24 protein-coding genes and 1 rRNA gene are annotated in these 24,532 nt (G+C 53.5%); 1 reads left to right on the forward strand and 24 read right to left on the reverse strand.

Going from position 1 to position 24,532, the window contains the following annotated elements:
- Together C7820_RS31825 and C7820_RS31830 are read right to left on the reverse strand one after the other, a co-directional pair.
- Positions 1 to 88, reverse strand: a 16S ribosomal RNA gene (locus tag C7820_RS31825); the annotation flags it as partial.
- A 387-nt stretch (positions 89 to 475) separates the two neighbouring features.
- A complete protein-coding gene (locus C7820_RS31830; RefSeq protein WP_116234444.1) occupies positions 476 to 1,015 on the reverse strand; it encodes a hypothetical protein in 540 nt (179 codons plus the stop codon).
- A 90-nt stretch (positions 1,016 to 1,105) separates the two neighbouring features.
- Between C7820_RS31830 and C7820_RS31835 the strand changes: the two genes are divergently transcribed.
- On the forward strand, positions 1,106 to 1,762 hold the full coding sequence (locus C7820_RS31835; protein WP_116234445.1) for a TetR/AcrR family transcriptional regulator: 657 nt from the start codon (positions 1,106 to 1,108) through the stop codon (positions 1,760 to 1,762).
- Between the two features lie 46 nt (positions 1,763 to 1,808).
- Here C7820_RS31835 and lysS read toward each other — a convergent pair whose 3' ends face one another.
- From lysS to C7820_RS31945, 22 genes are all read right to left on the reverse strand, one after another.
- Complete coding sequence (lysS, locus tag C7820_RS31840) at positions 1,809 to 3,323, reverse strand: lysine--tRNA ligase (RefSeq protein WP_116234446.1); 1,515 nt, start codon at positions 3,321 to 3,323, stop codon at positions 1,809 to 1,811.
- A gap of 200 nt (positions 3,324 to 3,523) precedes the next feature.
- A complete protein-coding gene (gene greA, locus C7820_RS31845) occupies positions 3,524 to 4,000 on the reverse strand; it encodes a transcription elongation factor GreA (RefSeq protein WP_076176695.1) in 477 nt (158 codons plus the stop codon).
- 269 nt (positions 4,001 to 4,269) lie between these two features.
- Complete coding sequence (gene dusB / locus C7820_RS31850; RefSeq protein ID WP_116234447.1) at positions 4,270 to 5,292, reverse strand: tRNA dihydrouridine synthase DusB; 1,023 nt, start codon at positions 5,290 to 5,292, stop codon at positions 4,270 to 4,272.
- 64 nt (positions 5,293 to 5,356) lie between these two features.
- Entirely contained in the window at positions 5,357 to 5,560 is a 204-nt protein-coding gene (locus tag C7820_RS31855) for a helix-turn-helix domain-containing protein (RefSeq protein WP_105442414.1), read from the reverse strand.
- Positions 5,512 to 6,060 (reverse strand): 2-amino-4-hydroxy-6-hydroxymethyldihydropteridine diphosphokinase, encoded by a 549-nt coding sequence (folK, locus tag C7820_RS31860; RefSeq protein ID WP_116234448.1) that lies wholly within the window; start codon positions 6,058 to 6,060, stop codon positions 5,512 to 5,514. The genes C7820_RS31855 and folK overlap by 49 nt, the downstream gene beginning before the upstream one ends.
- Before the next feature lie 9 nt (positions 6,061 to 6,069).
- Entirely contained in the window at positions 6,070 to 6,432 is a 363-nt protein-coding gene (folB, locus tag C7820_RS31865; protein WP_076176691.1) for a dihydroneopterin aldolase, read from the reverse strand.
- A gap of 59 nt (positions 6,433 to 6,491) precedes the next feature.
- Positions 6,492 to 7,316 (reverse strand): dihydropteroate synthase, encoded by an 825-nt coding sequence (folP, locus tag C7820_RS31870; protein WP_116234477.1) that lies wholly within the window; start codon positions 7,314 to 7,316, stop codon positions 6,492 to 6,494.
- Positions 7,317 to 7,351: 35 nt separating this feature from the next.
- On the reverse strand, positions 7,352 to 8,239 hold the full coding sequence (locus tag C7820_RS31875) for an aminotransferase class IV (RefSeq protein WP_116234449.1): 888 nt from the start codon (positions 8,237 to 8,239) through the stop codon (positions 7,352 to 7,354).
- Positions 8,236 to 8,817 carry an aminodeoxychorismate/anthranilate synthase component II gene (gene pabA / locus C7820_RS31880; RefSeq protein ID WP_116234450.1) on the reverse strand — a complete coding sequence of 194 codons (582 nt, stop codon included), beginning with the start codon at positions 8,815 to 8,817 and terminating at the stop codon, positions 8,236 to 8,238. Before pabA ends, C7820_RS31875 begins: the two co-directional genes overlap by 4 nt.
- Before the next feature lie 4 nt (positions 8,818 to 8,821).
- On the reverse strand, positions 8,822 to 10,420 hold the full coding sequence (locus C7820_RS31885; protein WP_116234451.1) for an anthranilate synthase component I family protein: 1,599 nt from the start codon (positions 10,418 to 10,420) through the stop codon (positions 8,822 to 8,824).
- 192 nt (positions 10,421 to 10,612) lie between these two features.
- Positions 10,613 to 11,551: a cysteine synthase A gene (gene cysK / locus C7820_RS31890; RefSeq protein ID WP_076176686.1), complete on the reverse strand. Its 939-nt coding sequence runs from the start codon at positions 11,549 to 11,551 to the stop codon at positions 10,613 to 10,615.
- A gap of 250 nt (positions 11,552 to 11,801) precedes the next feature.
- Positions 11,802 to 12,755: a peptidylprolyl isomerase gene (locus C7820_RS31895; protein ID WP_116234452.1), complete on the reverse strand. Its 954-nt coding sequence runs from the start codon at positions 12,753 to 12,755 to the stop codon at positions 11,802 to 11,804.
- Positions 12,756 to 12,772: 17 nt separating this feature from the next.
- Positions 12,773 to 13,657 carry an Hsp33 family molecular chaperone HslO gene (hslO, locus tag C7820_RS31900; protein WP_116234453.1) on the reverse strand — a complete coding sequence of 295 codons (885 nt, stop codon included), beginning with the start codon at positions 13,655 to 13,657 and terminating at the stop codon, positions 12,773 to 12,775.
- 108 nt (positions 13,658 to 13,765) lie between these two features.
- Positions 13,766 to 14,533: a type III pantothenate kinase gene (locus tag C7820_RS31905; protein WP_116234454.1), complete on the reverse strand. Its 768-nt coding sequence runs from the start codon at positions 14,531 to 14,533 to the stop codon at positions 13,766 to 13,768.
- Positions 14,534 to 14,538: 5 nt separating this feature from the next.
- Positions 14,539 to 15,405 (reverse strand): carboxylating nicotinate-nucleotide diphosphorylase, encoded by an 867-nt coding sequence (nadC, locus tag C7820_RS31910; protein ID WP_116234455.1) that lies wholly within the window; start codon positions 15,403 to 15,405, stop codon positions 14,539 to 14,541.
- Positions 15,395 to 17,011, reverse strand: a complete 1,617-nt coding sequence (gene nadB / locus C7820_RS31915; RefSeq protein WP_116234456.1) for an L-aspartate oxidase — start codon at positions 17,009 to 17,011, stop codon at positions 15,395 to 15,397. Before nadB ends, nadC begins: the two co-directional genes overlap by 11 nt.
- 39 nt (positions 17,012 to 17,050) lie before the next feature.
- Positions 17,051 to 17,989 (reverse strand): quinolinate synthase NadA, encoded by a 939-nt coding sequence (gene nadA, locus C7820_RS31920; protein WP_116234457.1) that lies wholly within the window; start codon positions 17,987 to 17,989, stop codon positions 17,051 to 17,053.
- A 441-nt stretch (positions 17,990 to 18,430) separates the two neighbouring features.
- The gene (gene ftsH / locus C7820_RS31925; RefSeq protein WP_076176680.1) at positions 18,431 to 20,551 is read right to left on the reverse strand and encodes an ATP-dependent zinc metalloprotease FtsH; all 2,121 of its coding nucleotides are present in this window, start codon (positions 20,549 to 20,551) and stop codon (positions 18,431 to 18,433) included.
- Between the two features lie 113 nt (positions 20,552 to 20,664).
- Positions 20,665 to 21,204, reverse strand: a complete 540-nt coding sequence (gene hpt, locus C7820_RS31930) for a hypoxanthine phosphoribosyltransferase (RefSeq protein WP_076176679.1) — start codon at positions 21,202 to 21,204, stop codon at positions 20,665 to 20,667.
- Between the two features lie 52 nt (positions 21,205 to 21,256).
- Positions 21,257 to 22,702 carry a tRNA lysidine(34) synthetase TilS gene (gene tilS / locus C7820_RS31935; protein WP_116234458.1) on the reverse strand — a complete coding sequence of 482 codons (1,446 nt, stop codon included), beginning with the start codon at positions 22,700 to 22,702 and terminating at the stop codon, positions 21,257 to 21,259.
- Positions 22,703 to 22,777: 75 nt separating this feature from the next.
- Positions 22,778 to 23,725 (reverse strand): serine/threonine protein kinase, encoded by a 948-nt coding sequence (locus C7820_RS31940; RefSeq protein ID WP_116234459.1) that lies wholly within the window; start codon positions 23,723 to 23,725, stop codon positions 22,778 to 22,780.
- Positions 23,709 to 24,446, reverse strand: a complete 738-nt coding sequence (locus tag C7820_RS31945) for a vWA domain-containing protein (protein WP_116234460.1) — start codon at positions 24,444 to 24,446, stop codon at positions 23,709 to 23,711. Before C7820_RS31945 ends, C7820_RS31940 begins: the two co-directional genes overlap by 17 nt.
- Positions 24,447 to 24,532 lie beyond the last annotated feature (86 nt).

The raw sequence follows: 24,532 nt of genomic DNA on the forward strand, positions 1-24,532 counted from the left end.
AGCAAGCTCTCCATCAAGTCCGCTCGACTTGCATGTATTAGGCACGCCGCCAGCGTTCGTCCTGAGCCAGGATCAAACTCTCCAAGAAAGTTTGTGACTCATTTTGAAACTGACGAGATTGATTTAATCTCAATCGCTCCGGTCATAAGACCTTCGCGTTTATACTCACTCGTTGTTCAGTTTTCAAAGATCAAACTTCGTTTTGTTACCGGAAGCTCATCGCCTCAGCAACTTTTATAGTATATCATGTTCAGCCCAACTTAGCAAGCTCTTTTTTTAAATCTTTTTTTCGGATTTAATATGAAAGCTTGTGATTTGATTCAAGTAACAACCAAATCATCGGCCGGAATATTAATATAACACGCATTGTTGTATTATGCAAGTCTTTTTCTGAAGTTATATTTTAATTGTATATATAAGGTGCCGACCGTTTCGCCTAATTTATGCATTTCATAACTGCGGCACCTGCGGATAATTAGTAGCCTTTCTTCTTCCTTGGCCAAAGTGTATAACTGAAACTTATAACGAAATCAATGCCAACAATCCATGCCCAAAGTAATGGAACTTGCTTAAGCGCTTCTGTACGCTCGGGGTCATTAACGACTACAATCATGAGAAAGATCAGAATCGAACCGATGACCCAAGCCAGCGCATGTCTGAACCATCCTTGCCGCTCTCGTCTCGCATGTGCCTTCCCGTATTTGGGTGCCTTTTGGGGCTTAGCCCCTCCTCCAAAACGATAGGCGAACCGCTCGTCAGCCCAATGAATCATCCGGTGGCCAAAAGCAATGGTTACACCGATGTACACTGCAGCCAGCCCATGCATAAATTCCGCCTCGGCTCCGCCGCGCAGATCCATAATCGTAAGAATGATCAAGAGAAGGTCAACTACAGGAGTCATCAACAGCAGCACGGCACCGCCCTTTTTCCATCCTGCCAAATACCGGACGCTAAGCCCGGCTAACACCAAGATCCAAAAGGCTATTTCGCACCCTACAATCCATATACCGATCAAGCCTATCCCACTCCTTATTTAATACAAATGTGCTAAAATCAATTTACCACAGTCGTACTAAATAAATCAAGCACGTGGTATAATGGAGACATGCCTAAAATTGTTGATCATGAACTCCAGAAAGCCAAAGTGGCCGAGGCCACCTGGCGCGTCATTCAGAAGCACGGTATCGAGCAAGCTTCCGTCCGAAACATTGCGGAAGAGGCGGGGATCTCCGTAGGTTCGATGCGGCATTATTTTTCAACCCAATCCGAGCTCCTGTCCTATTCCATGAAACGGGTATCCGAGCGGGTATCGCAGCGAATATACGATACGGTCTTCTCCGGTGACCTGATGCAGGACATTCCTTCTCTTCTGCATGAGGTTCTCCCTACCGACAACGAAAAGCGGCTGGAAATGGAGGTGTGGTTTTCTTTTGTCGTCAAGTCGCTGTCGGATGATTCCTTGCGTACGCTGCGCCATCAGGTGGACGACGAGCTGCGGTCGATTTTCGTTACCGTATTCAACGGCTTATCGGAAAGCCAGCTCCTGCTTCCCGGTCTGGATTTTGCCATCGAAGTGGAACGCTTCTACGCCGTCCTCGACGGCCTGGCCATCCATGCCGTGATGCGTCCGGAGCGTGTGACCCCCGAGGTCATGGTCGCGGTCATTAAGCGGCATTTGTTATCCTTATGCCGGCCGGATGTCCATTCCATGGCACAGAAGCCAGACTCAAACGCAAAAAAGGAACAGCCGCGTGATACATGATCACGACAGCTGTTCCTTTTATTTATTTTCCCTAAAAACCTGAAAACTACTCCTGACGATTCCGCATATGCGGGAAGAGCAGCACGTCACGGATCGACGGAGAATCCGTCAGCAGCATCACCAGACGGTCAATGCCGATGCCCAGACCACCGGTCGGCGGCATGCCGTATTCCAGCGCGGTGAGGAAATCCTCATCCATTTCATGCGCTTCGTCATTGCCCTGCTCGCGTTCCTTCAACTGTGCTTCAAAGCGCTGGCGCTGATCGATCGGGTCGTTCAGCTCACTGAATGCATTGGCATGCTCACGGGCCACGATAAAGAGCTCAAAACGGTCGGTAAACCGCGGATCCTGCTCGTTTTTCTTCGCAAGCGGCGAAATTTCCACCGGATGCCCTGTCACAAACGTCGGCTGAATCAGCGTTTCCTCAACAAATTCCTCGAAGAACGCGTTCAGAATATGACCGAATGTCATGTGCGGCTCGACTTTTACGTTATGCTCTTTGGCCAGACGGTGAGCTTCCTCATCCGTCATATGCACACCGAAGTCCACGCCTTTGACTTCCTTGACCGCATCCACCATGGATACCCTGCGCCAAGGCGGAGTCAGGTCGACTTGATGCCCTTGATAGTTGATGACTTTGGTGCCGAGCACTTCCTGCGCTATATGCGCGATCATGTTCTCGGTCAGGTTCATGATGTCTTGGTAATCGGCATAAGCCTCATACAGCTCGATCATCGTAAATTCCGGATTGTGGCGGGTGGAAATACCCTCGTTACGATACACACGTCCGATTTCGTATACCTTCTCCAGACCGCCGACAATCAGGCGCTTCAAGTGAAGCTCGATGGCAATCCGCATATACAGCTGCATGTCCAGCGCGTTATGATGCGTAATAAACGGCTTGGCCGCGGCTCCGCCGGCAATCGCATGCAGTGTCGGAGTTTCAACTTCCAGGTAGCCCTGTGAATCCAGGTAACGGCGCATCGATTGAATAATCCGCGAGCGGGCAATAAACGTCTGCTGTACTTCCGGATTGATGATCAAATCCACATAACGCTGACGGTAGCGAAGCTCCACATCCTTGAGGCCATGGTATTTATCCGGCAACGGATAGAGGGATTTCGACAGAACCTCCACCTCGCTGGCCTTGATCGTCGTTTCCCCGGTCTTCGTCTTGAACATCGTTCCGGCGATGCCAACAATATCGCCCAGATCCAGCAGGCGGAACGCCTCAAACGCATGCTCAGGCACGGAATCCTGGCGCACATAGATCTGGATTTTGCCGCTGAGATCCTGAATATGGGCAAAAATAGCCTTACCCATGCCACGCTTGGCCATAATCCGTCCGGCAACGCGAACTTCGGCGTGCTGCTCGTCCAGCTCTTCTTTTGTCATACCGTCGTATTTACTCAGCAGATCGCCGGCCATGCTGGTTCTGTCGTATTTTTTGCCAAAAGGATCGATCCCCAGTGCACGCAGCTCGTCCAGCTTGCCCCGGCGGATTTTCAGCATCTCGCTTAATTCAATTTCCTGTTCCTGGTTGTTCACTTCTTCTGACATGGTCAGTCTTCATCTCCTTCATTTCACTGCTATACCTCTCCCGCTTGTTCAAGCGGCATGCCGTCTGCCATCTATATCCGAAAATAACCCCACCAAGTGGGGCCTTTCCTTTGCCTCGACGTTAGCTCAAGTGTTACATTCCACAATCTTGAAAAAAAGCTTCCTCAAGGAAGCTTTCTTTCAATCCTAAAGCATGGATATTACTTTTTGATATCGATGATTTTATATTGAATGACGCCCGCAGGAACGTTTACATCCACGACGGTTCCTTTTTGCTTGCCGATGATTGCTTTGCCGACCGGGCTTTCATTGGAAATTTTATTGTTCAGCGGATCGGATTCGGCACTACCGACGATCGTATATTCCATCGTATCGCCGAATTCCAGGTCCTGCACCGTTACCGTAGCACCTACGCCTACAATGTCCGTGTTGATCTCATCATTATTGATGATCCGGGCATTGCGCAGCATTTTTTCCAAAGTAATGATTCGGCCTTCAATAAAAGCCTGCTCGTTCTTGGCGTCTTCGTATTCGGAGTTCTCACTGATATCACCGTAGCCGATGGCAACCTTGATCCGCTCCGCGACTTCGCGGCGCTTCACCGATTTCAGGTTCTCGAGTTCGTCTTCCAGCTTCTTAAGTCCGTCCTGTGTAAGAATGACTTCTTTATCGCTCATCTTAACCGATTCTCCTGTCATGTAAATAAATTAAAAAACATCCTGCTTCCATAGAATGAACTAAAGAAACTTACGTTCTTGCTCCGTGGTCAGGAGATGGCAATGCTTACTTTAGTTCAATCTATATATATGCAAAACTATATGCAAAATTTGAAGGATCAGAACATCCTCCTGCTGCTTGTTAAACGAAGAGTCGAATTTATACTGCAAAATTATATGGTAACCGTTTCAAAATGTCAATGACAGGGGTGCAGCCGCGGCCGCCCATCTTATTGGGCCACCGCTTCCACACCTATTTCCTCGGCTTCCATTTCGGCACGCTGGTTCAGGTTCGCCACAAAATCCTCCAATATTCCGACCATTTCGTCGCGCTTCGTTCCTTCCATAATCTCATCCTTGATCCGTGCGGACCCTTTGAGACCTTTCAGGTACCATGCCAGATGCTTGCGCATTTCGCGTACCGCTACGAACTCGCCTCTCAGCGCGATCAGGCGGTCCATATGAAGAATCGCGATGCGGATCTTCTCTTCAGCCGCAGGCTCCGAAAGCAGCTCACCGCTCTTGAGGTACTCAATCGTACGGTACAGCATCCACGGATTTCCCAAAGCGCCGCGTCCGATCATAACCCCGTCACATCCGGTTTCGTCGAGCATGCGCCGCGCGTCTTCCGGTGTAACCACGTCACCGTTACCGATGACCGGGATCGATACCGACTCTTTAACTTGCTTTATAATGCTCCAATCGGCATGTCCCGTATACAGCTGTTCCCGGGTTCTGCCGTGCAGGCTGACTGCCTGGCCTCCGGCGCGTTCCACCGCTTGGGCGTTCTCCACCGCGTAAATGTGGTCGCTGTCCCATCCGGTGCGCATTTTCACGGTCACTGGTTTATCGACTGCATCCACGACAGCGGAGACCATTTCGTAAATTTTCTGGGGATCGAGCAGCCAGCGTGCACCGGCGTCGATTTTGGTCACTTTCGGAGCCGGACAACCCATATTGATATCAATGATATCGGCGTTGGTCTGTTGGTCCACAACTTTGGCTGCCTCCACCAGGGAATCCCGGTCCCCTCCGAAAATCTGCAGGCTGAGCGGCTTCTCGCGCTCATCTACATATAGCATTTCCCGCGTGCGCTGATTGCCGTGAACGATCGCCTTGCCGCTAACCATTTCTGCGCAGACCAGACCCGTTCCGAATTCCTTGGCGATAAGACGGAACGCAGGATTACACACGCCCGCCATCGGTGCCAGCACGACTTGGTTCTTCATTTCAATATCGCCAATCTTCAGCATCGCATCATTTCCCCCCTTATTATTCATTGTATATACATAAGCAGTATTCCTGCTTCTCTAAAGTCTAACCGTTCCTCAGTTCCTGAACAGATACACCCAGTGCTTCCGCTACTTTGATCAAAACCTGTTCTTCTGCACGACGGTTTCCCCGTTCGATGGCCCCCAGCACCGCAAGCGATATGCCGCTCTTGGCTGCGAGCTCCTGCTGCGTGTAGCCTTTTAGCTTCCGGAAGGCGCGGACGCGCTTCGCCAGCTGCATGTTTTCCAAAGCTGCAGACCTTCCTTTCCATCCAGCTTATCCAGAGCTGTCTCTACGATTGTATATAAGCCGGAAGGCTCGCCGGGAGGAACGATATCGGATAAGGGAACCAGCACGAAGGCGCGCTCCTCCATCCGGGGATGCGGCAGCACCAGTTCTTCCGTGTTCTCCCTGCGGCCCTCCATCCAGATTAAATCCAAATCGACGGTCCGGGGCCCCCAATGGATCTCCCGAATGCGCCCAAGCCCGTTCTCAATCCCCTGCATCACGTGCAGCAGTTCATGGGAATCCAAACTTGTGCGGACGCACACGGCCATATTTAAAAAGAGGGGCTGGTCCACATAACCCACAGGCTCCGTCTCATAAAGGTGGGAACAGCGGGCTACCGTAATGCGGGGGTCCTCATCCAGGCGCCGGATGGCTTCCATCAGCGTATGCTCGCGGTCACCCAAATTTGCCCCTAAAGCAATATAAGCCTCTGATAGCTCAGAGGTGAAATGTGCATTCATAATGGAGTCTCACTTTCTTGTCCTATGCAGCTCCACAGTAACACCCTGAAAGTGGATGTCAAATGGAGGATGCGGTTTGGTCACTTTGACCGTCAGTGCATTGATACTAGTATAAGTGTCCAGTACAACAGATGCAATACGTTCGGCTAAAGCTTCGATCAGGCGAAAAGACTCGGTTTCGACCACGTTTTTGACCGTTTCGTGGACTTCGGCATAATTTACCGTTTGGGTGAGATCGTCGTTCTCTCCGGCTGCGCGCAAATCCAGCTCCATGTCCAGATCGACGTAGAAGCGCTGGCCGAGCTTGCGCTCTTCCTCGAACACGCCGTGATACCCGTAATACTCCATGCGGTGAATGACCATTCTATCCATTTTCTACTCCGCCTCCCCAATAATCAACATCGCGCCAAACGCTACTGTATATAAAACGTCTAATCTCGGCTCACAACCACCGAAGTGTATATCATCGCATCGCACATTTTGACGGTTCGTTTGATCGATTTCACATCGTGCACCCTCACCAGCTGGCAGCCTTGGGCGATTCCGAATGCCACCGTGGCCGCGGTACCCTCGACCAGATCATCCACCGGCAGATCCAGCACGCTGCGGATGAACTTTTTGCGGGACGTGGCCAGCAGCACGGGATATCCGATCTGGTTCAGACGGTCCAGCTGGGTCATCAGCTTCAAGTTGTGCTCTCCGTTTTTGGCAAATCCGATCCCCGGATCCAAAATAATATGTTCCGGACGAACTCCGGCCGCCAAGGCGAGGCGCACGCTCTCTTTCAGGTCAGCGACGACGTCCTCCACAAAATCGGTGTAGTCCATGTCGTGCCGGTTATGCATCAGAATAATCGGACAGCCCAGCTCGGCTGCCACCTTCAGCATGTCCGGATCGCCTTTGCCTCCCCAAATATCGTTGATGATATGGGCACCGGCCAGAATGGCCTGGCGAGCCACTTCCGCCTTGTACGTATCGATCGAGATCGGAATGTGCGGGGCCGCTTTATGGATCGCCTCAATCACGGGAATCACGCGGGCCAATTCCTCTTCCGCGGATACCGGCGTATATCCCGGCCGGGTTGATTCTCCTCCGATATCGATCAGGTCGGCGCCGTCCAGCATCATTTTGAGCGCATGGCGTACGGCCGTGTCCGGATCCACATACCGGCCGCCGTCGGAGAAGGAATCGGGCGTTACATTTAAAATGCCCATCACCTGGGTAGACTGTCCGAGCCTCAGCACGGCTTCGCCCATCGTAAAGTTACGTTCGTAGATTGTCGTTTTCACTGTCAAATCCCTGCTTTCTGTCGGTACGAATCGAGCAGCCTGCGGGTGATCGGGCCGGCGGCGCCGTGACTCACCGTACTGCCCGTTCCCTGCCTGTCCAGCAGGAGCGTAACGGGCACAAGCTCCTGGATGGAGCTGGTCACGAACACCTCATCTGCGTCCAGCAGATCTTCCCACGTATACAGGCCTTCCGTGCAGCGGATGCCTGCCGCGCCGGCGAGCTCAAGCACAACCTGGCGCGTAATGCCAGGCAGCAGCCCGGTGGATGCATCAGGTGTATAGAGTTCCCCTTCTTTCACAAAAAACACATTGCTGACGACGCCTTCGCTGACATGTCCGCGCTCATCGAGCATCAGGCCTTCCGCCTGGCGGGAACGCGGATCACTCAGAGCCGCCAGCTCCCTTTTCGCCAAAATGTTGTTCATGTAATGGAGCGACTTCAAGCGGATCGGAGCTTCGGGAGAGTTGCGCCGTGTGTCCAGCAGCTGCAGGGCTTTTCCTTGGGTGTAGAGGGTCTCCGTCGCCTCCGGCAGCGCCTTCACAAGCAGAACATGATTGGGACGGCTGTACTCCTTCCCGGGAAGCCCGAGAACATCAACGCCAGCGCTGACGGTATAACGGATGTGAGCCTCCTCAAGGCCGTTCGCCTTCATCAAGGCTTCAATCCAGCCGGGCATGGACGCGAGGGCATCCTCCGGCGAAAAGGGAATGCCCAGCATCCGGCAGCCCTCTGCCATCCGTTTCAAGTGCCTCTCCAGCAAAAAGGGCCGGCCGCGGTATGTCCGCAGCGTCTCAAACAGCCCCATTCCGTATAAAAAGCCGTGATCCATTACAGGTACCACGGCGTCGGCGGCATCCACGATCCCGCCGTTCAATCCTATCTTCTTCATGCTTTGGCGCCTGCGGTCTGCTTCAGGAAATTACGCAGTATTTGATGCCCGTAATCGGTGATGATCGACTCCGGATGGAACTGGACGCCTTCAATCGGATACTCCTTGTGACGCAGTCCCATAATCTCGCCTTCTTCGGTTTCTGCGGTGATCTCCAGGCAGTCCGGCAGACTGTCCCGCTCCACAAGCAGCGAATGGTATCTTGTCGCCGTAAATGGCGATGGAAGACCTTCGAACACGGAGGTGCCGTGATGATGGATCGGTGAAGTTTTTCCGTGCATCAGCCGTTCAGCACGGATGACATTGCCGCCGAATGCCTGCCCAATGGCCTGGTGACCCAAGCATACGCCGAAAATCGGGATTTTGCCTTTAAAATACGCGATCGTCTCCAGGCTGATTCCCGCCTCGTTCGGCGTGCAGGGACCCGGGGAAATCAAAATATGGTCGGGTGCAAGCTCCTCAATGCCGGATACGGTAATTTCATCGTTGCGGTATACCTTCACTTCCTGTCCGAGTTCCCCCAAATACTGCACCAGATTGTACGTAAAAGAGTCATAATTGTCGATAACCAAAATCATATGCTCATCCCCTTATCCCAGATTTGGCGGCGGATTCCTCTTCGCTTGCGAGAACCGCCAGAATCATGCCTTTGGCTTTGTTTTGGCATTCCCTGTATTCCCGGTAAGGGTCGGAATCGATGACGATTCCCGCCCCGGCCTGGATATATCCCGTACCTTCCAGGACGGCCATCGTTCTTATGATAATATTTAATTCCATATTGCCGTTGTAGTCAATCCAGCCGATTGAGCCGGTGTATGGCCCGCGCCTTACGGGTTCCAGCTCCTCGATGATCTCCATCGTCCTCACCTTGGGTGCGCCCGTGATGGTTCCTCCCGGGAAAAAGGCGGCGATCACGTCGTATACGCCTTTGCCCGGAGCGAGCCGGCCTTCCACCTGAGAAACGAGATGCATCACATGGGAGTAATGCTCGACTGTCATCAGCTCCGGGACGTGCACCGAGCCGTACGCCGCTACCTTCCCCAGATCGTTGCGTTCGAGATCCACCAGCATGATATGCTCGGCTCTCTCCTTCTCGCTGCCCAGCAGCTCGGCCGCCATAGCCGCATCCTCCTCCAAGGTAAGCCCCCGGCGCCTCGTACCCGCGATCGGGCGGGTGCTGATTCGCTCCCCCTGAAGCTTCACCAGCAGTTCCGGGGAGCCGCTGACCAGCGTGAATCCCGGGGAACGCAGAAGCCCCATGTAAGGGGAAGGGTTCAGCAGGCGGAGCCATTCATAGGCCTGCTCCGGCGGCGAATGCAGGTCTAGCTCCTGACGGAGCGACAGATTCACCTGGAAGACGTCCCCTTCGCGAATGTACTGCTGGATGGCCCGCACAGCCTGTTCGAAGGATTCCTGCGGGAATCCAGTACGCAGCTGCGGCCCCTCCATGCGGGGGGACAGCTCCTCCGCCTGCTTTCGCCGCCGGTCCGCTTCGGTCCGGATCCCGTCGTCCAGGTTCACCATGGACAGCCACAACGACTGCATGGACCGGGCACGCTCAGCAGCCTCCTCGTAGAGCGCACCCAGTCTTTGCCCGATCAGATCCCTGTCCAGCCCTTCTGCATCAAAATGCACATGGACCGTGCAGTACACCTTCCGGCTGTCTGCATCATGCACCCACAACTCTTCCATCCGCATCCACAAATAATCCGGGAATGCCGGAAGATCGGCTGCGGTGGACGGCAGATTTTCAAGGGAACGAACGATGTCATACCCTAGAAAGCCAACGCATCCTCCAAGAAGGGGTGGCAACTCTGGATCCGGCTGCTGGGGAGCCCGGTACGGCACCATCCACCGCTGCAGCACCTGCAGCGGACTTCCGTCCACCTTCTCAGTCGCCCCGCTCAGCAGGTGCGTCACGACGCCACCGTGATCTTTTCCGTGAAGAACCGACACCGGCCGCAGTCCCAGGTAGGTATACCGCCCCTCCTTACCGCTCTCAAGTACGAAAGAATAGGGCGAAGCCTGTTCCCAGGCCGACGTCCAAGCCGCCGGGAGCTCCCCTTCTTCCTGCCGGTCCCATCCTCCGGACGACAGCACATATGGAAACATCGTCATGCCCTCTGCGGCCCAAGTCATCCATTGATCCAAGGTGATCAAACCGCTCTCGTTTCTCTTCATTTTCTGATCCCCTTTTAGTAACAAGACCCGTCTATTGGTTGTCAGTATACTTGGAGTCGGCAGGTTTGAAAAGACTTTTTCCAAAAAGATGCCTGATTTGGCTGCCAATGAGCGGCTGCATGAACAAAAAAAACCTGCAGCCGGATAGACCGGCAGCAGGGGCGAGAGTTTTTACAATGTATAAGACGCTAATTACGCCTCAAAGTTATACAGCGGTGTGCTCAAATAGCGTTCGCCGTTACTTGGGATGACTACCACGACACGTTTGCCTTTACCGAGCTCTTTGGCCACTTTAAGTGCGGCGAACACGGCAGCGCCGGAAGAAATACCGGACAGGACACCTTCTTCTTTGGCGACACGGCGTGCCGTTTCAAAGGCTTCGTCGTTCTCCACGTGAATGATCTCATCGTAGATGTCACGGTTGAGGATATCCGGAATAAAGTTGGCGCCCAGACCTTGAATTTTGTGCGGTCCTGGTTTGCCTCCTGCCAGAATTGGAGAAGCCGCAGGCTCAACAGCCACGATCTTGATGTCAGGGAAGCGGTTCTTCAGCACTTCGCCGGCACCGGAAATCGTTCCGCCCGTTCCGATTCCTGCCACGAAGGCGTCGAGGGAGCCGCCGATGGATTCAATCGCTTCCACAATTTCCGGACCCGTCGTTTCGCGGTGAATCTTCACGTTGGCCGGGTTCTTGAACTGCTCAGCCATGAAATAATCCGGATTTTCCTTCACGATTTCTTCGGCTTTCTTAACGGCACCGTTCATGCCTTCAGCTCCCGGCGTCAGAACCAATTCTGCACCGTAGGCGCGAAGTAGGTTGCGGCGCTCAAGGCTCATCGTTTCAGGCATGACGATCACGGCTTTGTAGCCTTTGGCTGCAGCTACCATAGCCAGACCGATACCGGTGTTGCCGCTTGTCGCTTCCACAATCGTACCGCCAGGCTTCAGAAGGCCGTCCTTCTCCGCTTGTTCGACGATGCTGATCGCAATCCGGTCCTTAACGCTGGAGCCCGGATTTTGATATTCCAGCTTCAAGTAAATTTCCGCGCTGTCTTCCGGTGCAAGCCGGTTCAGCCGGACAAGGGGTGTTCCTCCGATTAATTCCGTTACGTTGTTGACGACCTTAGCCATAGGTAAATCCTCCCTGTTTATAATGAATTTGATGAATAACTGCTGTATACAAAATTCTAGAAAGAGAATCTGGCTGGCTTGGATCAAACTATATCCGAGTAAATAAGTAGGTATTTATACCTTCATCTTATCAACCTTCCACCTCAATGTCAATATGAACCCGGACGTAAGGCCTGGTTGTAAACAAAGAAAACATCCTGAAAACGTATGTAAGCCAGGGCTCATCATCTTGCCTGCCGCTTCTGTCGTTTCAGGATGCTTTGGATGGCGATATTTTGATCAAAATTTTGGCGTCATATTTGTTTCTCAACTGTTCTTCCAGCTGCGAAAGGGGAACAGCCTCGCTTAAGGCCAGCTGTTTGCGGGCCTCCCGAATGATCTCCTCACTGCTCTTGGTACTGCCGTTCACCACGCTGATCAGCTGGACGACCGCATATCCGTCATTTAGCCGTACCGGACCCGCCGCGTCCCCTGGCTTCAGGGTTGAGGCTGTCTGCAGTACTTCGGGAGCAATAAAAGGATCACCCTCCTCCACCGTCCCCAGGTCACCGCCTTGATCGCGTGTAAATTCATCCAGGGAGTACGCTGCCGCCAGCGTGCCGAAATCCTCTCCCTGCTGCAGGCGGTCAAGCACCCGATTCGCCTCATCTTCCGTATCCGTCTGAATCCAGGCAAGATGATAAGCCTTCTTGGCTGCAAACTCCTCTTGATGCTGATCGATATAACGCTGTACCTCCGCATCCGTGATGCGAATTCCTGCGGTCGCGATCTTTTGCAGTGTGAGACGGTACTCGGTTTCCGCCCGAATTTCCTCGGGAGTCAGGTTCAGCTGGTCGGCCATCTCCCGATAATAGTCGTCCGGGGAAGCGTAACCCTGCATTTCCCGGTTAATCTCCTCCGTCACTTCCTCCGGGGTCACCTTAATATTCAGGGACTGGGCCTCCGCATATACCGCCTTGTGATTCAGCATCTGCGTCAATGCTTCCTCCCCGTGCGTCCGTTTCAGCTCCTCGACCCAATCGCTTTCCGTAATGGTACTGCCGTTAAAAGACGCCACCGCATCCGCCCCTTGCTTGTCTTCAGCCGGTGACGGCTCATCTGCCGGTTTAAGTCCACGGATGACAATCAGACTCCCCATAAACAACACGCCCGCTGCCAAAATAATGACCGCGGCCCACAGCCCCTTCTCCTGTCTGGTTATCATATCATCGAACCCGCCCCTTACTTCATGGCTTGTTCAAGAATCTGCTGCAGTTGTTCCCTGTCAAAATCATACGCTTCATTGCAGAAATGGCACACCACTTCCGCCTGTCCATCCTCCTCGATCAAACGCTCCAGTTCCGCTTGGCCCAGGCTGACCAGCGTTTGCTCTACCCGCTCACGAGAGCACTGACAGCGAAACATGATGTCCATCTCTTCGAGAACCTCTACATCGGGAAGCAGCTGCTTCAGCATATCTTCCAGCTCCAGCCCTTGGTCCAGCAGGGCGGTTACCGGCGGAATCGCGCTTACCGCCTGCTCGATCGCCGTGATTTCCTCATCGGAAAGGCCCGGAAGCAGCTGAATGATAAAGCCGCCGGCCACGAGCACGGAATTGTCAGGAGCGACGAGTACGCCCAGGCCAACCGCAGTAGGGGTTTGCTCCGATACGGCAAAATAATACGTAAAGTCCTCTCCGAGCTCTCCCGAAATAATCGGTACGCTTCCGCGGTAAGGCTCTTTGAGGCCCAGGTCTTTCGTTACGTGCAGGTATCCCTCGCGGCCGACCGCGCCGGCTACGTCGAGTTTTCCCTGGCTGTTGCTGGGCAAGTGGACATGCGGATTCGTGACGTATCCCGTCACTTCGCCAAAGGAGTTGGCTTCCACGACGATCTGTCCGATCGGTCCGTCGCCCTTGACTTGAATGCTGAGCTTTTCCTTGCCCTTCAGCATGGCGCCCATCATACCAGCGGCTGTCAGCGTGCGTCCCAGCGCCGCTGTGGCGGTAGGCCACGTATCATGCCTTCTGCGAAGCTCCTCGACGAGAGCCGTCGTTCTCACCGCGAAAGCCCGGACCCGTCCGTTCATGGCCGTGCCCCGGATGAGGCGGTCCTGTTTGTTTTCCATTATGTGTACTGCCTCCTTTATTGGATGAGCCGGGAAGGCTCTGCCATTATCTATCTATTTTACCGCAAAACAGGCCTTTTTGGTGATCCGGTTGATCTTTCTGGCAATTCAGCGGTTGCGCTCATAAATAATCCGGAGGCCGTCGAGCGTCAGCAGCGGATTCACTTCCTGGATGACCTGCGTTTCGCTGGCGATCAGATCCGCCAGTCCGCCCGTTGCGACCACTTTCAGGGAGGGCACCTGCATCTCGCCGCGAATCCGCTCCACAATGCCGTCAACCTGCCCGGCGTATCCGAAAATAATGCCTGCCTGCATCGCATGAACCGTATTTCGTCCGATGACCTTTTTGGGCTTTTCCAGCTCAATCCGCGGCAGCTTCGATGCGCGCTGATACAGCGCTTCGGTCGCAATGCCGATGCCCGGCACGATCAGGCCGCCGAGATAGGCGCCTTTGGCATCAATGCAGTCAAAGGTGGTAGCCGTGCCAAAGTCGATCACGACGAGCGGGCCCTGGTACTTCTCCACGGCGGCAACGGCGTTGGCAATCCGGTCAGCCCCGACCTCGCGCGGATTTTCGTAACGCAGATTGAGCCCGGTTTTAATCCCCGGTCCCACGATGAGCGGCGAATGGTGGATATATTTTTGGCACATCTCCTCAATGACATGGACCATAGGCGGCACCACCGAAGAAATGATCACGCCCTCAATGTCGCTGACCGGGATCCCGGACATCTGAAACATGTTCCGGAACATAATGCCGTACTCGTCCGGCGTGGAATGATTGACCGTGCTGAGACGGAAATGATGCAATAGCTCCCAGTTTCTGTATATCCCCAAGACGATGTTCGTATTCCCGATGTCGATCACCAGAATCACGGGGGCTATCCCTCCTTCACCGCATTGAGATCGAGGCTGATGTCCAGGCTGTCGAAGGAATACGTCAGTCTGCCGACCGAAATGACGTCGACGCCGCAGGCCGCGATCCCCTTCACAGTCTTCAAAGACACGTTGCCGGAGGCCTCCACGGTCACATGCGGCGACTTGGCCTTAATGCGCCGAACGGCCTCTTTCATCAGATCCTGGCTCATGTTATCCAGCATGATGATGTCCGCACCGGCTTCCAGCGCTTCTTCAACCTGCTCAAGCGATTCCGTCTCCACTTCGATGGTCATCGTATGAGGGATAAACGCCCGGGCACGCTCCACGGCCTGGCGGATTCCGCCAGCGCCTTTAATATGGTTGTCCTTGATCATCACAGCATCATACAGCCCGAAGCGGTGGTTGGCTCCCCCGCCGACGCGCACCGCGTATTTCTCCAGCATGCGGTGTCCCGGCGTCGTCTTCCGGGTATCGACCAAGCGGGTTGGCAAGCCCTCCAGCGCATCCACGAACGAACGTGTCCGGGTCGCAATGCCTGACAGGCGCTGCAGCAAATTCAAGGCCAGCCGCTCCCCCGTCAAAATCCGGTGCGTGCTGCCTTCCACGACAGCGAGTACCGTTCCCTTCTTTACGAAATCGCCTTCCGCTACTTGAGGCGTGAACGTGAGCGCCGGGTCCACGACTTGAAACACGAGCTCCGATACGGGAAGTCCGGCTACCACGCCATCTTCCTTGGCATGGATGATTCCCTTGGATTCATGTCCTGTCGGAATGGTCGACAGCGTCGTCACATCTCCCGATCCGACGTCCTCTCTCAGCCACAGCCGGATGGATTCCACAAGACTTTCATCATATCCGTTAAACGTCATCGCTGATTTCCTCCACTATTTCTTGATCCCGCCGCTGCAGCAGATGCTTGCGCCAGCCTTCGTCATCCCGCAGGGGGAAGTCTTCGCGGTAATGCGCCCCACGGCTCTCTTCCCGGGACAATGCCGCGCTGGTCACCAGCAGACTGCTGGTCAGCATGTTGGCAAATTCAAATTCCTCACGCTTGCTCAGTCCGGACTGGAAAATCGGCAGCTGGCGCTTCAGTTCATCCAGCCCCTTCAGCAGCAGCGTCTTGTTCCGGCGCAGTCCAACGTACCGCACCATCACCTTCTGAAGCTTGAGCCGGCGCTCTACAATGGCCTGCCTTGGCGATTCCAGGCGCCCTTCATCGACCCGGATATCTTGGGGTTCCCAGTCCAGCGGGGACAGTTCCCGCAGGCGGTTCACAATACGCCGTCCAAACACGATCGCTTCAGAGAGCGAGTTGCTGGCCAGCCGGTTGGCGCCGTGAACACCGGTCGAAGACACTTCGCCGCAGGCAAACAGCCGCTTGATGCTGCTCTCGCCGTTCAGGTCCGTTTTGACGCCGCCCATCATATAATGCGCAGCCGGAGCCACCGGAATCCAGTCCGTCGACATATCCAATCCGTAAGACATGCACGTTTCGTAAATGGTCGGAAACCGATGCTTAAGCATATCCTCCGGCTCATGGGTAATATCCAAATAGACGAAGGTGGATTTCGTTTCTTCCATTTCGCTGAGGATCGCCCGGGCGACAATGTCGCGCGGAGCCAATTCGAGCAGCTCATGGTATTTTTCCATAAAACGTTCGCCTTTAATATTCCGCAGAACGGCGCCTTCGCCCCGAACCGCCTCGGAGATTAAAAACCTCGGAGCACCCGGATAACAAAGAGCCGTCGGGTGAAACTGAATAAACTCCATGTCGCGAACCTCAGCCCCCGCCCGATAAGCAATCGCCACACCATCGGCCGTGGCCACTTCCGGATTGGTGGTGTACCGGTAGAGCTGTCCCGCGCCGCCGGAACAAAGCACAGTCGCGTTCGCCTGCACAAAGATCCGCTGTCCATCCGGGCGCTGAACCAGCGCTCCCTTGCACTCGCCGTTTTCTGTAATAACGTCTATTACAAAGTGATGCTCCCATACCTCAATATGGTCATGCTCCGCGACCTTCTCGGCCAGCGCTCTGACAATTTCGTAGCCGGTCGCGTCCCCGTTGGCATGCAAAATCCGCCGGTGGCTGTGCGCGCCTTCCTGGGTCAGGGCAAGCTCCCCGTTCTCCAGGTCAAACGTTGTGCCGAGCCGGATCAGCTCCTTGACGCCCTCAGGGCCTTCATTGACCAAGAGGTCCACCGAGGAGGATGAACACAGCCCTGCCCCTGCCATCAGCGTATCCTGCCGGTGATACTGTGGGGAATCATCCTCCGAAATGACCGCGGCAATCCCCCCTTGTGCGTACCGGGTGTTGCTTTCGAGCAGTGCCTTTTTCGTGATCATGATGACGTGCCGGTCCTGGCTTGCCTGAATCGCCGTAAACAGTCCGGCTATGCCCGAGCCGATGACGATAACATCCGTCTTGGTCCGGGGCAAAGTCTGCAGATCAAAGTCAACCAGATATTGTGGAATCATGTGCCTGTTCACCTGTCTTAAGAGAAAGAGTAGCGCATGCTACTGTACTTGTAACATGCGCTCTAAAGAAGTTCTGGCTTTATCTGCAACAACCGGCGGCACGTAGATTTGCGGCTTCATGGTTTCCAGACACTTCACCAGTTTTTTCAGATTGTTCACCTTCATGTTCGGGCATACCAAAAACTTGGTGGCGAAATGAAACTCCTTATCCGGGCTGTCGAGACGAAGCTGGTATCCGGTACCGTCTTCGGTTCCGACGATAAACTGTTTGCTGCTTGATTTTTTGCAGTATTCCAAAATCGCCGTGGTGCTGCCGACGAAATCACCCATGGCTACGACCTCCGGACGGCATTCCGGGTGTACGACAAACTCGGCGTCGGGATATTTGGCTTTCATCTCCACAACGTCTTTTACCGTCAGCATATCATGCGTATTGCAGTACCCTTCCCAAATGATGAGCTTCTTGTCGGTATGCTGCTGCACATAGTGACCCAAATTTTTGTCCGGTACCCAGATGATCTCATCGGAATCGACCGATTGAATCACTTTTACCGCATTGGAAGAGGTACAGCAAATATCCGTTTCCGCCTTGATCTCTGCCGAAGAGTTGATATACGTAACGACTTTGGCGTTAGGATGCTGTGCTTTCAGTTTGCGGAGTCCGTCCACGTTGACCATATCGGCCATTGGACAGCCTGCACGCTCATCCGGAATCAGCACCATTTTGTTCGGAGCCAGAATCTTAGCGCTTTCACCCATAAAATGAACGCCGCAGAAGACGATGACTTCCGCATCGGTTTGAGCCGCTTTCTGGGCAAGCAGGAAGGAATCTCCACGGAAATCCGCTACTTCCTGAATTTCATCCCTTTGATAATAATGCGCCAAAATAATGGCGTTTCTTTCCTTCTTCAGCTTAAGCAGCTTCTCCGTCAGTTCCCGCTTTTGTTCCTGCTTATGCTCCAGTGCCAGAGCTTCCACCAGTAACCCACTCCCTCTGAAATCCCATGATTTTACCCGGTTGATGGCTTCATAACCTCATAACATCATGAATAGTTTGTGAAAATTCTCCCAAAGTTGCCCGTTGCAACCTCGAGACCATCTTGTTTATCAACTAATTTACACAAGGTTCACGATACTGTCAATTGACTAAAATGATCTTTATATGCTATCTAGCCGAAAGAAAACAAAGCTTCCCGCTCGATTCCGTCCGATTAGGCCGCCTCGCTTCTGTTTGGAGCTTGCAGCCGTCCCAATCGCTACTATGCCTCAAAAAAAATTAACTGATGCCACAGAGTTAAGGCGGAACGCTATCGGCTTTAATGCTTGAACACCCCAAATGGCCGCCGCTCTTATTTCCTGGCAAACGACACAAAAAACCCGGGGACGGCTTACCGTCTCCGGGCTGTTGTTGCATTGGGATTAGGATCTGGATTCCGGCGGTGTTCCGCCGTTGCCCGAACCTGGATTCTCATTCGTTCCATCATTGTTATTTGGAATGTCGCCCGGCGTATCCGTGTTGATATCGCTTGGCGGGTCATTCGGCAAGTTGGAAGGAACATCGTTCGGAATTTCTTCCGTTGGCAGGCTGGTATTATCCTTGCCCTGAATGCGTACACGCACGTCACCGACGTTGTCGATGACAGGGGCGCCATGTTCGGAAGAACCTTCATCATTTCCGCTTCCGCCCTCTTTCGGGCCGTCTTCAGAAAGATAACCTTGCTCGATCAGTTCCTTGATCTGTTCAAGCTCGAGCGTCTCCTTCTCAAGCAGCGTGTTCGCGATGAGGTGAACCTCTTTCGAATACTTGGTCAGCAGGTCTCTCGCCCGCTCGTAGCACTCGTTTGTCATGCGCTGCATTTCCTGGTCGATCTCATAAGCGATCGAATCACTGTAGTTCTGCTCGTGACCGAGGTCACGGCCCAGGAATACCTGACCTTGCGAGGACCCGAACTGAAGCGGTCCAAGCTTCTCGCTCATACCGTATTCCATAATCATGCTGCGGACGATGCCCGTAGCCTGCTGGAAGTCGCTGTATGCGCCAGTTCCGATTTCACCGATAAACAGTTCCTCGGAGACCCGGCCGCCCAGGAGACCCGTCACCTTATCAAGCAGCTCCTGCTTGGTTACAAGCATCCGGTCTTCCTTCGGCATCATGATGACATATCCGCCGGCGCGTCCGCGCGGAATGATCGTTACCTTGTGTACCATATCGGCATGCTCCAAGAAGTAGCCCACGATCGTGTGACCGGCTTCGTGGTAAGCGACAATCCGCTTCTCCCGGTCGCTGATCACGCGGCTGCGCTTCTCGGTACCGACGATGACACGGTCAATCGCTTCGTCAACCTCTCGCATGGAGATGTCTTTACGGTTACGGCGTGCAGCAAGCAGCGCCGCTTCGTTCATCAGGTTCTCCAGCTCGGCGCCGGTAAAGCCTGTCGTACGTTTAGCCACAACATCCAGCTTGACGTCTTTGGTCAGCGGCTTGTTGCGTGCGTGAACCTTCAGTACCGCCTCGCGGCCTTTCACGTCTGGACGATCGACGGTAATTTGACGGTCAAAACGGCCTGGACGCAGAAGCGCAGGGTCGAGGATGTCGGCACGGTTCGTTGCAGCCACGATGATGATGCCTTCGTTACCGCCAAAACCGTCCATCTCAACGAGGAGCTGGTTCAGCGTCTGCTCGCGTTCGTCATGCCCGCCGCCGAGTCCGGCACCGCGCTGACGACCTACGGCGTCAATCTCGTCAATGAAGATAATACATGGTGCGTTTTTCTTGGCGTTCTCGAACAAGTCACGCACACGGGATGCACCGACCCCGACGAACATTTCCACGAAGTCCGAACCGGAAATACTGAAGAACGGAACTCCGGCTTCACCTGCTACGGCGCGGGCGAGGAGGGTTTTACCTGTACCTGGAGGGCCTACAAGGAGAACCCCTTTAGGAATACGGGCACCTACTGCGGCAAATTTCCGCGGATCCTTCAGGAACTCAACGACTTCGACAAGCTCCTGCTTCTCTTCGTCAGCTCCCGCAACATCCTCAAAGGTAACCCTTTTCTTCTCTTCATTATATAGGCGGGCGCGGCTCTTGCCGAAGTTCATAACCTTGCCCCCGCCTCCCTGCGCTTGATTGAACAGGAAGAAGAAGAGAATAAACATAATAACCAAAGGAATCAGGGAAGAGAGCAGCGTCAGCCAGACGCTTTCGCCTTCCATCTTCTTCTGGGTGAATTTCATGCCGGTTTTGTCACTGGCAGCTACCAGCTCTTCGATTGCAGCATCTGTAGCCGGAGTGTAGGTCGAGAAATTCTCTGATTTAACGTCGGCCGGTTTATTCTTATATTTACCGGTTACCAGATAGGCGTAACCGTCGAATTGAACCGTAATTTCCGATACGTTACCAGCAGCGATTTGCTGGCGCAATTGATCGTATCTAGGGCTGTCAGCAGATTCACCGCTGTTGCTGACAAACTGGACTATGCCCACCACAACTAAAAAAAGAATCAAATAAAAACCAGAATTCCGGATGAACCGATTCATCCCCTACCTCCTCTCAAAACACTTTAATTATTTTACCATAGCCTGTCTGACCATCTCAAATAGAGGTGGTAAAGGCATGAGCGTGCTTAAGCTCATGGGCTTGAGTAGCGCAATTAGTGGGTATAGATTTCCGGTTTCAAGATCCCGATGTAGGGCAGGTTCCGGTAATGCTCAGCGTAATCCAGACCGTATCCGACAACAAACGCGTCAGGGAGTACGAATCCGGTATAATCCGCCTCGAGCTTCACTGTTCGGCGGGCAGGTTTGTCAAAGAGCGTAACCACGCACGTCGATTTGGCGTTGCGGCTCTTGAGCAGCTCAATCAGATGGCTCAGCGTGAGACCGCTGTCGATAATATCTTCGACAATCAGCACGTCACGTCCTTCAACCGGGACATCCAAATCCTTGATGATTTTGACAACGCCCGAAGACTTGGTCTGCGCCCCGTAACTGGATACGGCCATGAAATCGAGTTCCATAGGTACTGTCATATTTTTAACCAAATCCGCCATAAAAATAAACGCGCCTTTGAGTACACAAATCACAAGAGGGTTGCGACCCTCATATACCGAGCTCAGCTCGGCACCGAGTTCCTTAATTTTCTTCTGAATTTCTTCTTCGCTGATCAGAACTTCTTGAATATCGTTTTGCAACTGAGCGAACCTCCTACGTTATACTATGAAAGCCTAACAATGACCATTACAGTTACTCCGCATTCCCCGCATCCTCCAGGGAAAGGTGAAGCACTGTCGATGTATGCGCACCTACAGCGGCATGAATCGAACGCCGTACACCCGGGATCCATACGATGCTGCCTGAACCGTCAACAAGAACCGGTATGCGGGAGCGCATGGATGGAGGTATCTTCGCGTCAATGAAAATATCTTTTACCTTTTTGCTTCCGTTTAATCCCATGATTCTCATTGTGTCCCCAGGCTGTCTTGAACGGATCGTGAGTGGAAACTGCAGCTCATCGGCGTCAAAAACCGCTTGATGACCGTCTAACGCCATCTTGGACAATTGATTTACTTCAGGCGTATGCTCCGCCATTCTCAGGACTTTCCTTATTTCTTGCAACCACAACTCCGGGACGATTGCATCCAACCGATATGTATAGCTAATCATCTTCTCCGGCATCCCGTGCATAAACGTTATCCAATCGTATTCGCGTATGCAGACCAGGCCGCAGCCCAGATCCAGGTGCCATGTTGTGCTGTCTTTCTGGTGAATCCCGTGCCGAATGGTTTCGATCTTGTGATAATCGGTGTTTTCGGAACCCGGCGACAGATAATTTAATATTAGTTTAATCAACCTCCGTTGTAAAGCGACATGTAAGGCCAAAAAGGAAGGCGCCCGAAAAGCGTGCCTTCCATGATTACACTGTACCAGTTCGCGGTATGCGTTCACCGCTGCCTGTTCCACGAAGTCGTCTTCCGGGCCGATAATGTCAGCCATCTGATTGATCGATTGAACAATCCGACTATTATATTGCCCTAAATAAGGCAGGACATCCAGACGGATTGCATTCCGTCTGTACTCAGTCTGGAAGTTGGTCTGGTCGACAGCGTAAGGATAACCATTCTGTTCACACATATCCACGAGGTCTGTTTTGTATATACGTAAGAAAGGGCGGATAAGTTCCACATTTTTTTCCCGTCTTTTGAACCGGATTCCCCGGAGTCCCCCCGGCCCGCTTCCGCGCAGCAAATGCATCAGCACCGTCTCCGCCTGATCGTCGGCGTGATGGGCCAAAGCGATAGTGTTGGCGCCGCACGCCAGCGCCGTTTCAAACAAAAATTCATAGCGCTTGAACCGGGCCGCCTCCTCCACCCCCTTGCCGCTCTCCTTCATATAAGAGGGTACGTCGACTCTGGCCATCTCAAACCGGACACCTAATTCCGCGGCCAGCCGCCGGACCAGTTCGGCTTCCTCATCCGCTTCCGGCCGCAGCCCATGGTGAGCGTGGGCACAAATGAGGTTAAGGGGGACCGCCGTTTCGGAAATGTCCTTCAGAACATGCAAAAGAGCCACAGAGTCCGGACCTCCGGATACTGCGACTACGAGGGTGTCATGGGGAGACCATAAGCGGTGCTCTTCCGCCGTGCGGAGCACTTGCTCTTTAATTGTGCTGAACTTCTGCCTGCTCTCCATCCATGTTCTCCTTTTTTCGCATTCATGCCTATGTATCAATATCTTCTATTATACAGCTCACCGATCTGGTGTTGCTCATTTAAAAAACACAAAGTACACCGCAGCTCCCAGCATAATGACTGAGAAGGCAAACGTATTGATCAGCCACCTCGGCGTCTTGCCCGGGGTTCTGCCGGAAATGGCCGGTGCATAAATTTGCTGTTTCCACGCGGCCAGCGCCTCCATGGACCCCGAAAATTCACCTTGGATTGCTTTCCGCAGCCATGGAGCATACGGCTTCAGCTTCGGGCTCCGGCCGATCAGGTTGAGCAGCTCCGAGCGGTTCCGCGTCTGCGGAAGCAGCTGGGCGCAGGCCGCCTTCAGTCCCTCTTCATTCAGAAGCTGGATCATCAGCACGGCAAAAGCGAACAAGTCGTAAGCTTCATCGCTGCTGCGGCTGCCGGCATTCCAGTAACCCCGGTCATACCACTCCGTGAACTGCTTGACGCTGCGTCCGATTTTACTGACGCCGCCGTAATCGATCAATTCCACCTGCCCATAATCCGATACCATGACATTGTCGGGCTTAAGGTCTCCGAATATGAACCCGAGCCGATGCAGGCCGGTCAGCTTTTCGAGCAGCCGCAGCCCTGTAATTCCAACCCATTCCTCGCCCCGCCGGCGGATAAAATGATGGATCGGATTCCCCTCAATATAACGCATTACGTAGAATGGCACTTCATTATCCATCCCCGTAAAATCATCCACTTCCAGCAGAAACGGAGTTTTAAAACTCCCTTTCAGTCCGTCCTGGCGCCTGCTCTGTGACTGCAATGAGGTCAGCACATTGATCTCCGACTGCAGATCCAGCGTGTCATACCCCATTTTCAGCGCGTACAAATTCCGGTATCCGGCCTTGTGAACGAGGTACACGATGCCATTGCCGCCCTGTCCAAGCACTCGCCGGATCATAAAGCGGTTATTATGCCATTTTCCCGTAATTACCGTTCCGGCCGGATATGCCGGTCTAGACGACGTAGTCACCGAGCATCCCTTCTCCTTCTCCGTCATTTCCCCGCCAGGTTTGTCCGTCTAGTGTACCATAACGGAAGAAATCAATCACCTTCAGAATCGCCGGTCCGGTTGGCGTGGCCCCTTTCATTTGGATTCGTTGGAACAAGTTACGCACTCCGGCAAGATCCTGGATCCAGTTGGAGTCCATGACGGCATCCTCTCCGCTGTTTCGTCCGGGAAAATGGAATACAGCCAGTTCACTTAGGCCTTCCCTGGCCTGCAGGCTGAGCATCAAATCCCGAATGGCGTCCTCGACCGCAGCCAGCTTCGGTTTCATACTGGCACTGGCATCAATCAACAGGGCGACCTGAAGCGGTGTCGTTTCGGTCAGCTCATCCACGACTTGAACTACCTGAGACCGTTGCTGGGGCGGAAGCTCCTCCAGGGATCCGTCCCCCAAAATCGTCTTTAACTCCTTATTAACCGCCTGCTGTATTGTCTGAACCACCGTTTTGCGCGTCATCATCTGCATCGTTTGAGCCAGCTGCCTGGTCCCCACGATGCGGCTCACCCCCCCGCCGGCCTTGGCAATTTCAGCAATTTCCAAGCTGCCAAGCTCCCCAATCGTTCCGTAATCGATCACACCGGCGACATTTACCGTAATTCCCTCCTGCAGCGCATGAGCTGCCGCCATGACCGGGCTTGCCCCGACATTGGAACAACCGTCCGTAATTAATAAAATTTGTTTCATGATGGCATCATTCCTCCCAAAAGTGTCTATCACCCTTTAGGTTCTAGTATTTCCACTTTTGAGAGATTCAAACGGCTGCCCGGCCT

This window comes from Paenibacillus sp. VMFN-D1, from assembly GCF_003386155.1.
In the GTDB taxonomy this organism is placed as follows: Bacteria; Bacillota; Bacilli; order Paenibacillales; family Paenibacillaceae; genus Paenibacillus_AQ; species Paenibacillus_AQ favisporus.

Bases quoted from the DNA above. Each gene is read 5' to 3' on its own strand.
- C7820_RS31835 (WP_116234445.1), top strand. From the start codon at position 1,106: ATGCCTAAAATTGTTGATCATGAACTCCAGAAAGCCAAAGTGGCCGAG.
- lysS (WP_116234446.1), bottom strand. From the start codon at position 3,323: ATGTCAGAAGAAGTGAACAACCAGGAACAGGAAATTGAATTAAGCGAG.
- greA (WP_076176695.1), bottom strand. From the start codon at position 4,000: ATGAGCGATAAAGAAGTCATTCTTACACAGGACGGACTTAAGAAGCTG.
- dusB (WP_116234447.1), bottom strand. From the start codon at position 5,292: ATGCTGAAGATTGGCGATATTGAAATGAAGAACCAAGTCGTGCTGGCA.
- folK (WP_116234448.1), bottom strand. From the start codon at position 6,060: ATGAATGCACATTTCACCTCTGAGCTATCAGAGGCTTATATTGCTTTA.
- folB (WP_076176691.1), bottom strand. From the start codon at position 6,432: ATGGATAGAATGGTCATTCACCGCATGGAGTATTACGGGTATCACGGC.
- folP (WP_116234477.1), bottom strand. From the start codon at position 7,316: ATGGGCGAAGCCGTGCTGAGGCTCGGACAGTCTACCCAGGTGATGGGC.
- C7820_RS31875 (WP_116234449.1), bottom strand. From the start codon at position 8,239: ATGAAGAAGATAGGATTGAACGGCGGGATCGTGGATGCCGCCGACGCC.
- pabA (WP_116234450.1), bottom strand. From the start codon at position 8,817: ATGATTTTGGTTATCGACAATTATGACTCTTTTACGTACAATCTGGTG.
- C7820_RS31885 (WP_116234451.1), bottom strand. From the start codon at position 10,420: ATGAAGAGAAACGAGAGCGGTTTGATCACCTTGGATCAATGGATGACT.
- cysK (WP_076176686.1), bottom strand. From the start codon at position 11,551: ATGGCTAAGGTCGTCAACAACGTAACGGAATTAATCGGAGGAACACCC.
- C7820_RS31895 (WP_116234452.1), bottom strand. From the start codon at position 12,755: ATGATAACCAGACAGGAGAAGGGGCTGTGGGCCGCGGTCATTATTTTG.
- hslO (WP_116234453.1), bottom strand. From the start codon at position 13,657: ATGGAAAACAAACAGGACCGCCTCATCCGGGGCACGGCCATGAACGGA.
- nadC (WP_116234455.1), bottom strand. From the start codon at position 15,405: ATGACGTTTAACGGATATGATGAAAGTCTTGTGGAATCCATCCGGCTG.
- nadB (WP_116234456.1), bottom strand. From the start codon at position 17,011: ATGATTCCACAATATCTGGTTGACTTTGATCTGCAGACTTTGCCCCGG.
- ftsH (WP_076176680.1), bottom strand. From the start codon at position 20,551: ATGAATCGGTTCATCCGGAATTCTGGTTTTTATTTGATTCTTTTTTTA.
- tilS (WP_116234458.1), bottom strand. From the start codon at position 22,702: ATGGAGAGCAGGCAGAAGTTCAGCACAATTAAAGAGCAAGTGCTCCGC.
- C7820_RS31945 (WP_116234460.1), bottom strand. From the start codon at position 24,446: ATGAAACAAATTTTATTAATTACGGACGGTTGTTCCAATGTCGGGGCA.